At 40.2% G+C, this 14,004-nt stretch carries 9 protein-coding genes; all 9 read right to left on the reverse strand.

Features of this window, described 5'->3' with window-relative positions:
- Window positions 1–162: 162 nt before the first annotated feature.
- Complete coding sequence (locus EO127_RS03580; RefSeq protein WP_127448037.1) at window positions 163–1,320, reverse strand: hypothetical protein; 1,158 nt, start codon at window positions 1,318–1,320, stop codon at window positions 163–165.
- A gap of 243 nt (window positions 1,321–1,563) precedes the next feature.
- Window positions 1,564–5,343, reverse strand: a complete 3,780-nt coding sequence (cydD, locus tag EO127_RS03585) for a thiol reductant ABC exporter subunit CydD (RefSeq protein WP_127448038.1) — start codon at window positions 5,341–5,343, stop codon at window positions 1,564–1,566.
- 90 nt (window positions 5,344–5,433) lie between these two features.
- On the reverse strand, window positions 5,434–6,453 hold the full coding sequence (cydB, locus tag EO127_RS03590; protein WP_127448039.1) for a cytochrome d ubiquinol oxidase subunit II: 1,020 nt from the start codon (window positions 6,451–6,453) through the stop codon (window positions 5,434–5,436).
- Window positions 6,444–7,829 (reverse strand): cytochrome ubiquinol oxidase subunit I, encoded by a 1,386-nt coding sequence (locus tag EO127_RS03595; RefSeq protein WP_127448040.1) that lies wholly within the window; start codon window positions 7,827–7,829, stop codon window positions 6,444–6,446. Before EO127_RS03595 ends, cydB begins: the two co-directional genes overlap by 10 nt.
- 28 nt (window positions 7,830–7,857) lie before the next feature.
- Window positions 7,858–8,301 (reverse strand): Rrf2 family transcriptional regulator, encoded by a 444-nt coding sequence (locus tag EO127_RS03600; protein WP_127068578.1) that lies wholly within the window; start codon window positions 8,299–8,301, stop codon window positions 7,858–7,860.
- Window positions 8,302–8,484: 183 nt separating this feature from the next.
- Entirely contained in the window at window positions 8,485–9,483 is a 999-nt protein-coding gene (locus EO127_RS03605; RefSeq protein WP_127448041.1) for an inorganic phosphate transporter, read from the reverse strand.
- A complete protein-coding gene (locus tag EO127_RS03610) occupies window positions 9,476–10,108 on the reverse strand; it encodes a DUF47 domain-containing protein (RefSeq protein WP_127068576.1) in 633 nt (210 codons plus the stop codon). Before EO127_RS03610 ends, EO127_RS03605 begins: the two co-directional genes overlap by 8 nt.
- A gap of 288 nt (window positions 10,109–10,396) precedes the next feature.
- Window positions 10,397–10,972 carry a molybdenum cofactor biosynthesis protein B gene (locus EO127_RS03615; RefSeq protein WP_127448042.1) on the reverse strand — a complete coding sequence of 192 codons (576 nt, stop codon included), beginning with the start codon at window positions 10,970–10,972 and terminating at the stop codon, window positions 10,397–10,399.
- A 333-nt stretch (window positions 10,973–11,305) separates the two neighbouring features.
- A complete protein-coding gene (locus tag EO127_RS03620) occupies window positions 11,306–12,859 on the reverse strand; it encodes a ClC family H(+)/Cl(-) exchange transporter (RefSeq protein ID WP_127448043.1) in 1,554 nt (517 codons plus the stop codon).
- Window positions 12,860–14,004: the final 1,145 nt, after the last annotated feature.

Below are 14,004 nucleotides of genomic sequence, written 5' to 3' on the forward strand. Positions count from 1 at the left end.
TCCTTTTGTTTACTCAATATTTTCTTGTCTAGCCCTTCTCCATGCGACGCCTACCTCAGAACTTACTACATTTGAAAAGGAGGGATATGGGAGACATAAAAACAATTTGCGGCAGCATGTTTTTATGTCTCCCATATCCCTCCCCCTTTCAAGTATAAGTGCTCAGTGTATAAGGAGCATCCATTCAAGGAATGTACACAGCACATACGCAATAATAAACTTCACTTTCTGTTTCCTATCCCGATCTTCATCAGCCACTTTCAACCGATGTGCTAAGAATCGTTTATCCCGTATTTGCATCAACATTTCCACGATATGTTCTTGTCGTTTCACAACATTTTTATCATTCTCTAGAGCCTGCTTTTGCATAGCAATGCGTCGTTGTAGTCGTCGCATCTGGATCTTAACATTATTGCTTACAAATACAGATTGCCATTTTTTCCTCGTTTCAAAATACATATAAATATACCGAGGAATATTCATGACGACAAAACTGAATAGTAAAATGCTTAAAGAAATAAAGAAATACGTAGAAAAAGAAAAATCCTGTAATTCTTCGTGTGGTAAGTAGTGGTTCAAGATAATAAAGCTCACCCAAACCCCTATCGGCATTAACAACGCTGCTGCCATATCTATGGACCGAACCCAGTTCGTTTTTCCCGGCATTTCCGGAGCTGAATAAGTTTCTAACTTCTGATGGAATGCATAGTACTCTACTTGCAATACAGATTGTCCTGATTTGATGGCTGTTAATAGCACTGGCCCCACACTTTCTTTTGGTCGTTGCGGCCAAGGAATGAACTCACGTACTGGGCTATTCGGTGACAAGTCAAATCGAATAATGCCTTTCTTTTCTAAACGCATAGATGATGTATCATTACCGATACTGAAAGGATTAAAGAACATCCCCAATACATGCAAACTCCAGTTTCCCAAAATGTGGGTAATTATATTTAAGAATAAACCACCCATATCCACATTAGCCATATCTACTTTGAGCTGAATTGTAGAGGTATAATCATCAAACCAAATATCATCAATATCAAACTCCACATTGATGACATTCCCCAATTTCGTAATAACATTCATAAATACCTTATTATTGGGTTCAAATTCAAAGATAATAGAATGAAAAAACCAATGATTACGCACCACAGATCGCATCTTGCGGTTCACCGCTTCTTCCTCAATGGATAGCATACGATGATCGTACAATGTATTTCCATCTTCTAATGACTCAGGTAAGCGTGGGCCTTCTATATGTGTTTGTGTAGTTACAGCATTGGCTAACTTCAATAGCTTCGTAACTAATTGTCCCATATATATCTCCTATCTAGTAGGTTATTCGAATCTAAGTGATACACTTTCATAATTTACCACAATTATATCATAGTCCCCCTACAAATGAAAGAAAAGCCCTATCTATAGTATATTCACTATAGGTAGGGCTCTTCGTTGGTCCTACAAGGACTTATATCTTACTCCTACTGATATATACATATTTGCATGAGCTACACCAATATAGTATCTACGCCACTAGTACATACAATTTCAGTCTATCTCTTAAATTCGTTCCATACTCAATCGATGATATTCATAGAATCGTCCTTGTAAAGCTAATAAACTTTCATAAGTTCCACTTTCTACAATGTGGCCCTGTTCTAAGAACAAGATACGGTCCATTTCATGTAATTGTTCAATATGGTGTGTAATATATAACACAGTTTTTCCTTGGAACAAGGTATGTAGCTGATCTTGCACCAAGTGCCGTGTGACTTGATCTAATCCTTCTAGTGGCTCATCCAAGAGCAAAATCTCTGCATCGCGTAGATATAATCGCGCCATACCAAGACGTTGCCGTTGTCCACCACTGAGTCCCATTCCTCCTTGCCCGACCATGGTACGCAATCCTTTCGGTAGACTACGTACCCAGTCTGACAATTGCACCGCCTCCAAAGCTTGCCAAATGTCTTCATCTGTTGCACTCGGCTTAGCCAATCGAATATTATCTCCTATAGTCGCATGGAATACATAGATATCTTGGGTAGCATATGCCATATAGGATTGCAATTGTTCTTCTGAAAGTGTCTTTATATCAACTCCATTAATAGAGATAGTACCACTGTAGGTATACCATCCTTGCAACAGTGCAAATAAGGTACTTTTGCCAGACCCACTAGGGCCTACAATCGCTACTTTCTCACCTTTTTGAATCGACAAGTCTAACCCATCATAAATAGGTAGAACATCGTAGGCAAAGGATAGTGATTGTACACGAATCATAGGAGATACATCATGCGAACTGTCATTATCAACGTATTCACTCAAGCCTCTACTACTATCATTACTTACACAATCTACTGATTGTATCTGTTGGCTTTCTTGACCTGCTAGACCTTCTAATCGGTCCATGGCTAGGGCACTTTCATATCCATGCAAGGAGGCTTCTGTCATAGGTTGCAACACTTCAAAGTAGGCCTGCAATCCAATAGCGATAACAGCCACCCATAGTGGTCCATAGGCAGTTTCATTGATGACCCACACTCCAACGACCACCCCCACTAGTAATGCTGATTGAGCTAGTCCTAGTAGGATAGTCTGGTTCCAGCGAACGCCACGACTCCATAGACTTTGCCAACCATCATAGGCACTAAACGATGCTTTCATAGACTGTACAAATCTTGTTTCTTGATGGCTCATAATGATATCCACTACACCATGAATCGATTCAATTAGTTCCTCTTTCATCCGTCCTCTTGTGTGGAGCTTCATAGGTGGAACTTGTCGTAAGGCATAGGTAATGATGATTGGCAATACCACACCTACAATGATACTGTACAGTGCAATCACTATCGCAACTATAGGATACAATTGGTAGCCAATCATGCAACCTAATACTGTAACACCGATGAACGAAAGGCTAGGGACTAAGGTACGCAAATAAAAGAACTGTAATGTCTCAATATCCGCCATAATACGACCTAATAGGTCACCCATTTTCATCGATTGAAAGATGCGTGGCACCAATGGTTCTAACCGCTTAAAGAAGGCAATACGTAATTCATACAAACCTTGAAAAGCCATCGAATGCGACACATATCGTTCCCCATAGCGACAGATGGCACGGCCAATCCCAAAGAAACGTACTCCTACGATAGCCAAACTAAGAACTACCAATATAGGATGCTCAGAAGCTTTCGTTATAAGCCATGTGGACGTAGTCAGAAGTCCTATGTTCATGAGCACCGTTCCCATGGCAAACATAACACTACCCACTAACAATACTCTATGTTGAGATAGCAAGTTCCATAACGATACTAGCCCACGGCGTATATCCTGTTGTATCACAGAACCTGTCGCTTCACCTCGTAGTGCCTCACCTTTTGGAGTGCTCGATTTCATGGCTCTATGAGCCTCATTGCCATACTTCATTTGGTAGGTACTAGCAATTCCCTCTTGTACCACCTGTGCATCAACTATCGCAATAGATTCCTTACCATGTAATCCATCTGAGTCATGTAGAGCTACTACGTCAAATGGAACACTTTTATCACGGATGCCAGCATTCTCAATATACGCTGTTTCTGAGACTTGTTCTGCACATATAAAATCGTCGCTCTTCACCGTTAGTTTCTGCATCACTGGATTACTATAGGTATTCACTAAAGACGTAAAATATCCATTTTGTGCCACTAAGTCCGCATAACTACCCGATTCGACTAGCCTTCCTGCTTGCATCACAAATAAAGTATCCACATACTTCATGGTTTGCACTCGATGGCCCACATAAAGAACAATTTTATCGTTTCCATACTCACGCAATACCTGCATGATTAGGCTTTCCGTTTCCACATCTAAATGAGCCGTCACTTCGTCAAGGATTAAGATTTGTGCTGGTCGTAACAAGATTCGTCCTAATGCTAATCGTTGACGTTGTCCGCCAGACAATCCGTAGCCACCTTCTCCAATTACTGTATCTAAACCTAATGGCAATGTGTCCACAAAATCAGCCAATTGCACTTGTTGTAATACTTGCCACAACGTTTCGTCAGTTACCTCTAACCCAAATTGTAAGTTCTCCCGTAAGGTGCCACTCATAATATACGGCGTTTGACTGAGATAGGCAATTTGCTTATGGTACCACTGACTATCTAAGCTTTGTAAATCACAACCATTCACTGTGACTTGTCCCTTAGTAGGCGTCAATAATTGCATGAGCACATTGGATATAGTAGTTTTGCCCGCTCCGCTTTCACCAACTAGCATATAGGAACGCCCACGTTTCAGTACGCCTGTGAAAGTCTCTAAACCCACCTGCTCTTCTTCATATTGGTACGCCACATCACAGAACTCAATGGTTTGAATCGGTTCCTCAAGTATTTCTTGACCTGTACGAACTACTTCTATACCAGATGTGAGATACTCTTGTACTGCTGTCAAACTTACCTTACCAGACAAACCTGTATGGAAAGCAGCACCTAGTTGTCGTAGAGGTGCATAGAAATCTGGTGCTAATAGCAAAATAAAGAAAGCCGGCAAAAACTCTACTTCACCATAGACTAAGGATACCCCTAAGTAGACCGCAATCATAGCAGTACTAATAGTACCGATTAATTCTAATACCAAGGCAGACAAAAAAGCGATTCGTAATACTTTTAATGTAGCATCACGAAACTCGCCAGATAAGCGACCGATAACATGGACCTGTTCTTTGGCTCTGCCAAATACTTTCAGTGTCGTCAAACCTTGTAATACATCAAGAAAATGGCCACCTAAGAATTGCATTCGTTCCCATTGTTGTTTGTTTAATTTGTCCGCTTTTTTACCGATGAGAATCATAAAGAAAGGAATCAAAGGATAGGTAACCAATAAAATCCATCCAATCCAAGATATAGAATCGATGATAGCTATGGATATCATAAGAGGAATCAACACCGCATAGAGAGCTTGTGGGATGTATTGGCTCATATAGGCATCTACATGGTCTAATCCATCTGTCAAAATATGGGTGACAGATCCAGCACTGTCAGATTGACGAACACCTTGGGCGATCATATGATGCAAGACTCGATTCCGTAGGTCCTCATGAACGGTGCTAGCAATATGGTCTCGCAACCACTGTTCTCCATGAGAACATGCCATACGCATAAGAATCATGGCGCCTAATACAGTCATCGTGCCATAGGATAGGCTTTCACCTTGTACCACTAAGCTATTAATGATAAGAGCAAAGGCATAAGCTTGTCCTAAAGTCGCTGCTGTACCAACTAAGGTCAGCAACAGCAGCCCTCCATAGGAACGAGGATGCAACTTGACCAATTGCCACGCAAAGGAATGAAACATAAGACCTCCTTTCAGAATCGTTGTGTATGGATTCCTAGTCTATACAACAAAAGGGACGTGAAACCACGCCCCTTTCAAAATTACTATAAATTAATAGTGTAAGTCATCTTGTGATACACGATGACGGAAATAGTAGTATGCCCATGCTTGGTACACTAATACGATAGGTACGAAGATGCATGCTACGATTGTCATCAATGTTAATGTGTATGTAGAAGATGCTGCATTCATGATTGTTAAGCTGTACGCTGGATCAATGCTAGATACCATAATGCGAGGGAATAATCCTGCAAAGTAAGCTAGTGTAACAAATAGAATTGTCAATGCACTGAACACGAACCCTTTACCAGTTTGGCGCGTACGTGTGAAGCCCCAAGATACTAAGAAGCTTACAATGGCTAATGCAAAGGCTACTGTAGCCAATGTGCTGTTGAACAAGTCAGTGTACACATAGGTAGCCCCTACCAATACCAATGCACCAACTGCTGTAATCACACCTTCTACTAGGGCTGCTGCACGAGCTCGTTCGGAGATTTCCCCTACTGTTTTCAAGGAAGCATATAATGCACCATGGTACAAGAATACGCATACAAATGCAATGCCACAAAGGATTGTGTATACGCTCAATAAATCTAGGAAACCACCTACATAGTTCATGTGTTTATCGATTGGCGTACCTTGAATTAGGTTACCTACTGTCACACCCCATAGAAGAGCTGGAATAGCAGAGCCAAAGAAAATACACCAGTCGAAAGCAGCACGCCATGTTGGGCTTTTATCTTTACTGCGGAAGTCGAAGGACACACCACGAGCAATCAAAGCTGCTAACATCAAGAATAATGCCAAGTAAAAACCACTAAATAGTGTAGCGTATACTTGTGGGAAAGATGCGAACATCGCACCACCAGCAGTCAGCATCCATACTTGGTTACCGTCCCATACAGGTCCGATCGTATTGATTAATTGACGGCGTTCACGGTCTGTTCTACCCAAGAATGGAAGCCACATGCCTACACCGTAATCAAGACCTTCTAAGATGAAGAATCCTGTAAATAGTACACCTACTAAGATGAACCAAATTAATTCTAAGTTATTTGTAATTATTTCCATAATGTAGCCTCCTCTTGTTCAACCACATCATGAGCTGGGTTACCAGATGGTCCCGCTTGAATATGTTTTACTGCTAGGTAAATCGCAGCAATCGCCATCACTACGTATACAGCAGTAAACCCGATGATTGTTGTCCAGATTTCCGGCGCCGTTACTACTTTGGATGCTCCATCAGCTGTTTTTTGTAAACCGTATACAAGCCATGGTTGACGACCTGCTTCAGCCACATACCAACCAGTGGAGTTAGCAATGAATGGAAGGGCTAGTAAATGATAGATGCTTTTTAGAGCTACTCTATTGCTAAGCAATTTGCCTTTCATATGCAAGTAGTAACCTACAATAGATGTGACAAGCATAATGATGCCCGCTAAAATCATCACACGGAAGGACCAGAACATAGATGTTACATGTGGTACATAATCACCAGCACCATGTTTTAGTTCTGCTTCTTTTTGAAGATCATTAATACCTTTCACTTCCCCTTTGAAAGAGTCATGAACTACGAAGGACAATGCTCCTGGCACACCGATTTCAAAGTTATTCTTCTTACCCTCTTGATCAATGCCAGCTACGATAGCAAATGGAGCTGGATCATGAGTTTCCCATAATGCTTCAAAAGCAGCTACTTTCATAGGTTGTAATTTTGCCACGGTTTGACCTTGGAAGTGACCGGCACCACCTACTAATAAACCACCAATCACAGCGGCACCTAAACCAAATTTAATAGATTTAGAGTAAAATTCTACATGATTATTTTTCAATAAATGCCATGCACTGACAGAAGCAATAATCACACCTGCTGTTAAGATGCCATCGGTAAAGATGTGTAAATATTGACCTGGTAAATACCCATTTTGTAAGATGGCTGCAAAAGAATCCATTTCTGCACGGCCATTACGAAGTGCATACCCTACTGGATGTTGCATAAATGAGTTCGCTACTAAAATCCAAAATGCGGATAAGTTACTACCAATCGCTACTAACACCGCTACAAATGCATGGGCTTTCGCAGATAATTTATCCCAGCCGAAAATCCAAGCCCCCATAAAGGTGGACTCTAAGAAGAATGCTGTTAAGGCTTCTAACGCCAAAGGAGCACCGAAGATATCTCCCATGAAACGAGAGTATTCTGCCCAGTTCATTCCAAAATGGAACTCTTGAACGATACCTGTTACAACACCCATTGCAAAGTTAATTAGAAATAATTTACCCCAAAACTTTGCCATTTTTTTGTACACTTCGTTTTTTGTGCGCGCATAGGTAATTTCAAGTATTGCTACCAATACTGTCATTCCTAGCGTGAACGGTACGAAGAGCCAATGATAGATCGTAGTCAACGCAAATTGAAAACGAGCTAACAAGACTGCATCCATCATGCTAATTCCTCCTCACTTGAATATACATTTAGACCACATGGTGCATTGATATATGAATCGAACGTTCACGTTTCGCTAACGTTTCGAAATCAACATTTTTTAATTCTTCTATTAATACAGATTGAATTTTACCAACCGCTTCTTGCACGGCACATTGACCATGGCAACCACGGGAGCAACTGTTAGAGTCGTATAAACAATGTTGTAAATACGTATCTCCTTCTACGGCTGTTACCACATCATATAAACTAATATCTTTTGGCTTTTTAGCCAAGGTGAATCCACCATCTACGCCACGATAGGAATGTAATAACTTTGCATTCACCAAATAGCGCATAATTTTTAACAAAAATCGTTCAGGTATCTTACTTGTTTTTGCTAGTTCTGCCCCTACCTTTCGAGTACCGAATGGTAATGTAGACATGTATAAGATAATCCGAAATGCATAGTCTGTTGCCTGATTAAATTTCAATGATATCTCCCTTATTGAATCTAAACTAAACTGTATATGTATGGGCATTAAAAGTACACTCTAACAGTATACTTTAAAAGTATAAAAAATGCTCGAGTGCATACGCCTTCGAGCATCTCTTACCTCTATTATAAGAAATTATTGAGAATGTTGCAACACATTTCTTCATTATTTCTTCATTTTTTATATATGTGCCAACACATCAATCACTACATATGCCAAGGCTGATACACTAGCAGATAATGGTATCGTAATAAACCAAGCAAATACCATGGACCGTGCTGTACTCCAGTTCACCGCTTTCACACGCATAGCAGTGCCTACGCCCATGATTGATCCACTCACAACATGTGTTGTAGATACTGGCAAGTGTAATAAAGTAGCCGTAAAAATAGTTATGGCAGAGTTTAAATCCGCTGCAAATCCATTGATACTTTCTAATTTAAAAATCTTACTACCTACAGTAGCAATAATTTTCCATCCCCCTGCTGCTGTACCCAAGGCCATCGCTGTGGCACAGGCAATTTTAACCCAAATAGGTACATCTAAGGTTTGTAAATGACCACTAGCTACTAAGGTTAACGTAATGATCCCCATCGCTTTTTGTGCATCATTGGAACCGTGCGAGAATGACATGAGTGCCGCAGATACCAATTGCATATTCCGGAATCGATCATTTAAAACAATGGGAGAAAATCGTCCAAATAAGATCAGCAATATTTTCATTACAATATAGCCTAAGACTAGCGCTAAAATAGGAGAGGCCACCAAAGAAATAAAAATCTTACCAATCCCACCAGCTTGTAACGCTTCTGGTCCTACAGAAATCAGTACGGCACCAATAATACCACCGATTAATGCATGGGAAGAAGAGCTGGGAATCCCATACCACCAGGTTAAGAGGTTCCAGAAAATGGCGCCTACTAGCGCCGCTACTATAATCTCACCATTAATCATCTCAGGAGCTGTAACGATATCCCCACCAATTGTTTTCGCAACACCTGTACTGATCATGGCTCCTAAAAAGTTTAACGTAGCCGCCATCATCACTGCTGTTTTTGGAGCAATGGCTCTTGTTGATACCGACGTAGCAATCGCATTCGCAGTATCATGGAATCCATTTATATAGTCAAAGGCCAACGCTAATAAAACGACGGCCCATATCACCCAACCATCAAGCATACTTCAATACTACCCGGCGGAATGTTCCTACCAAAGTCTCAGAGCCATCGATAACTTCTTCCATGGAACTAAGAATTTCCTTCCACTTAATGATTTCAATAGGGTCACTGCACTCTGTGAAAAGTTTCGCCATTTCCACATGATAAATGTCATCTGCTTCTGCTTCCAGACGCAACACTTCTAAAGCACGACCTTCTACTTTCAAATAGTTTTTCTTTAAGCTTCCCATATAAGAAATAGATTTTTTAATGTGCTTACAACACTTCGCTACAATTTCTGCCATACGAATAGCTCCTGTAGTTGGCTCACTTTGCACTTGATACATCACCATTTTATCCATGATTTCTTTGATATTATCAATGGTATTATCTAATTGATCAATCAATAGTTGGATATCTTCACGGTCCATTGGTGTAATAAAGGTTTTACGCAAACGGTCCATCGTAGCCGCCACCAACTCATCAGCTTCGTGCTCTTTTTGTTCAATTTGACGAAGAGCTTCTTTCTTTTCCACTTCTCCTTCAAATACGTCTTGCATCAACTGTGCCGCCTCATGACATAGTTCAGCATGGTCATTCAGCATACTGAAAAACTTTTCTTCTTTTCCTTTTAAATTGAAAGCCATTACATCCTCCAATAACTTACTATGTGATTTATATAGTTCCATTATAGCACGTTACCAATCACTTGTGCACGCAAAATGCAAAAGAGCCTATCATTTTTTAGTTTCTACTTTGCATCTTTTACGAAAAATACATTCTATGACTAATTTGCTTCTATTTATGTGTCATTACAATATCTCATAAAACTAATAACTATGTACAAGTATCAAATTTTAGTCTGTAAAAAGCAAAAATATAGCTACCTCAGCACTATGAATACATAGTTACAAAAGATAGCTATCTCTAATCCATTATTTTATTAATTCCCGCTTTAAATGTTTCACTTCTGGTAAAATTAATTCTTTCATAGCCAACGTAACAGCCCCTACCGAACCTGGGATGGCAAATAAAATCGTATGTTCTTTCACACCAGCAATCGCGCGAGAAGCCAACGCTTTTGTACCAATATCATCACGATAACTTAAGAAACGAAATAACTCACCAAAGCCCGGAATCTCCTTATCTAATAGAGGTTGCACTGCCTCGATGGATACATCACGTTTAGCAATTCCTGTACCACCTGTGCTGATAATAATATCTGCAACACCTACATTATCTTCATATGTCCAAGCACGAACATCATTACCTGTAGACTCCGTCAAAACTTGAACTTCTCTACCATAATTGCCAGTGAAAGCCTTATGAATAGCACCTTGAATCTCATCGATTGTATCTGTCACAATTTGTCGAGAAACCACAACAAAACCCGCCTCACGAGCTAACTCCTCAACACGGGCTCCACCTTTATCCGTTTCCTTTGTTCTTGTATCAGACACCGTAATAACCGCTACTGTCAACGGACGGTCTGTAAATTCCATCATTGCCATGTTTCTCTTCCTTTCTATGTAACCAAAACTATATAGGATAAATCTCCTATAGTGTACGCATCTTACTTGGCCAGCTATAACTTCTCCATACTAAAGGGAGCTTATCATATTTTCTTAACAAAGTATATTACACCAAATTCTATAATATATATGATTCTAAATTAGAACTATGAAGATATACTCTTATTTGTACACTACTCAGCTAAAAATAAATCAATACAATCTCTAACCACCACCGAAACCATAAAAAATACACTATCTAAGTGACCAAAACATTTAAGTTATACCTATACATATAGTAACATATCTTCTATCCTATCTCTATAGCAACTGCTACTGACTGAAAAATTCTTTTACTTCTTTTAGCTGTCCTTTGGTGCAAGAAACATATAGTTCATCGCCACACTGTAACACGGTTGTCGCCACTGGTACGATCGGTTGCCCTCCTCGATCAATACTAACAATGATGGCTCCCCTCGGTAATTCAATATCTTTTAACATCGTATCTACATAAGGACATACTACTGACAATCGTGTTTGGAAAAATGTTTGCTCTTCCTCCGCGCCTACAATGCCTTGGCTCATACGAAGTAATAGATTATCATAAATTGGCAATTCTTTCATAAATTCTGCCGTTAAGTATGCAATGATTGCCACCGTTCCTACTTGATATATACTGTGAAAGCTATTTGTCATTTCTAAAACAAGTAAAATCGCTAACAAAGGTGTTCGCATAGAAGCTGCTAGCATACCTGCCATACCACAAATGATAAAACTACCACCGAAGGCATTAGGAAGCATGTGCAATTCTACCAATATACTATGCGTCAACGCTCCCACTGCCGATCCAATCACCACCATAGGTAGGAAAATACCACCTTGTGCACCATTACCATAGCAAATAGATGTTAAAATAATCTTGCCTATAACAATATATACTAGCAGTTGTAATGTCTGTTGATGTTCAACCATCATACTAACTACATCATTGCCGCCACCTAGGAGCAATTGTGAATCCAGTCCTAATAGCGTCACCCCTAGGAATGTGAGTGAAATTTTCCACCCTCTAGAAATCGGAAGTTTATCATATACGGATTTGACACCCACAATCATACGATTAAAAAAGATCCCGAAGAAACCTACCACAACACCTAATATAAGAAGTGTAGCAAAATATTCGATAGGGATACTTTCCATCACAGAGAAACCCAATGACGGCGTTAGGCCAAACACCAAAGAAGTTATTAAATTCGCCGAAATGGTAGCAGAAAAGGTAGGAATCACCAGCTTAGGATAAAAACTCTTGTGCACTTCTTCAAACACAAAGATAGCTCCTGATACTGGTGCACTAAAAGCAGCTGTCAAACCTGCCGCAGCCCCTGCAGATGTTAAAATCCGCTCCTCTCGAAGAGAACTCCCAAACCAATTCGACAGTAACTTACCAGTTGCACCTCCAAGCTGTACCGATGGTCCTTCCCGACCTACAGAGAATCCAACAATGCCTGTAAAAGCACCTCCAAAAAACTTAGATACTAATGTAGGAAAGGGGTTCATATTAAAGATTCCTTTCATTTCCCCTTCGATTTGAGGAATCCCCGAACCACCTGATAGGGGTGCCCATTTTAATAGTAAATGACAACACCACCCTAAGATCATCATAACGATGGTCCATATAATGATTTGCTCTATTGTAACAGTAGCCATAAACACATGACGAAAGTCATTGCCCCAGTGAATGATATATCTGAAAGCAGATCCAATCGTACCTGCCACTATTCCAATAAGAATGCCTTTTACAATTAATAAAAGAAACTCTTCCCTGTCAAAGGTGTTAAAAAATTCTATCTTAGGTCTTTTGAAAATATTGTTTCGTTTATTATGTATCATACTATCACCTTATATACCTTAATAATAGGTATAGTATACAAGGTTACAGTTGATTTGTCATTATGTAAAATAATCGGTATCCTAATATAAAAAGTCAGAATGATGAAAGATCTACTAATTGTAGGAAAACTGATTACTTCATATTATTCATAAGAAACGTCTTAGTAGATATATCTTTGTCATTTGCAACTTCCTGTTCTGCCCTGTCGTTTTTCTTCCTCCCTTCGAGCGTGAAAAAAGCTTACGGGCCGAACTCACCGATTCACTCATCTTTGTACGTCACTTCGTTTCTTCAAAGATGGTTCACTGGGGATCCCAGGCCTAATCATTCATACCTTAGATATTACTTGTCTAATCTAGCTGGAAACAGCTTTCAGATATAACCTTGTCATCTGCGACTTCCTATGTGTTCCTAGCTGTGGATTTTGTGCGCCCCTTTGGGGCTTCAAAATCTTACGCTAGGAACTAAGCGATGCTCTATGATTTGTGCGTCGTTTCTTCTATTTTATCTTTTCATACTTTTCTTTGCCTACTTTGTTCCTGGCTGTGGATTTTGTGCGCCCCTTTGGGGCTTCAAAATCTTACGCTAGGAACTAAGCGATGCTCTATGATTTGTGCGTCGTTTCTTCTATTTTATCTTTTCATACTTTTCTTTGCCTACTTTGTTCCTGGCTGTGGATTTTGTGCGCCCCTTTGGGGCTTCAAAATCTTACGCTAGGAACTAAGCGATGCTCTATGATTTGTGCGTCGTTTCACTCCTACAAATCATGAGCCCTGCTTATCCCAGGCCTATTGTATTATTCCATAGATATTACTTGTTCCATGTTGGCTGGAAACGGCTTAGGCAAATATAACCTTCTCATTGGCGACTCCCTGTTCCTGGCTGTGGATTTTGTACGCCCCTTTAGGGCTTCAAAATCTTACGCCAGGAACTCCCCGATTCACACATCTTTGTGCGTCACTTCGTTCCTTCAAAGATGGTTCACTGGGGATCCCAGGGCGCCCTGCTCGTATGTAAACTCACCAAGTAATAAAAAAAGAGCACCCTTTGGGTGCTCTTTCTTTATTAATCAGCGACTTCCTATCCTCCCAGGCCGTTTCCAGCCAAGTACTTTCGGCGTTTACGAGCTTAACTACTGTGTTCG

This window comes from Veillonella sp. 3310 (assembly GCF_003999875.1).
In the GTDB taxonomy this organism is placed as follows: domain Bacteria; phylum Bacillota; class Negativicutes; order Veillonellales; family Veillonellaceae; genus F0422.

What these genes read in the sequence shown, in the direction of transcription:
- EO127_RS03580 (WP_127448037.1), bottom strand. Translation starts at nt 1,320, where the DNA reads ATGGGACAATTAGTTACGAAGCTATTGAAGTTAGCCAATGCTGTAACT.
- cydD (WP_127448038.1), bottom strand. Translation starts at nt 5,343, where the DNA reads ATGTTTCATTCCTTTGCGTGGCAATTGGTCAAGTTGCATCCTCGTTCC.
- cydB (WP_127448039.1), bottom strand. Translation starts at nt 6,453, where the DNA reads ATGGAAATAATTACAAATAACTTAGAATTAATTTGGTTCATCTTAGTA.
- EO127_RS03595 (WP_127448040.1), bottom strand. Translation starts at nt 7,829, where the DNA reads ATGATGGATGCAGTCTTGTTAGCTCGTTTTCAATTTGCGTTGACTACG.
- EO127_RS03605 (WP_127448041.1), bottom strand. Translation starts at nt 9,483, where the DNA reads ATGCTTGATGGTTGGGTGATATGGGCCGTCGTTTTATTAGCGTTGGCC.
- EO127_RS03610 (WP_127068576.1), bottom strand. Translation starts at nt 10,108, where the DNA reads ATGGCTTTCAATTTAAAAGGAAAAGAAGAAAAGTTTTTCAGTATGCTG.
- EO127_RS03615 (WP_127448042.1), bottom strand. Translation starts at nt 10,972, where the DNA reads ATGGCAATGATGGAATTTACAGACCGTCCGTTGACAGTAGCGGTTATT.
- EO127_RS03620 (WP_127448043.1), bottom strand. Translation starts at nt 12,859, where the DNA reads ATGATACATAATAAACGAAACAATATTTTCAAAAGACCTAAGATAGAA.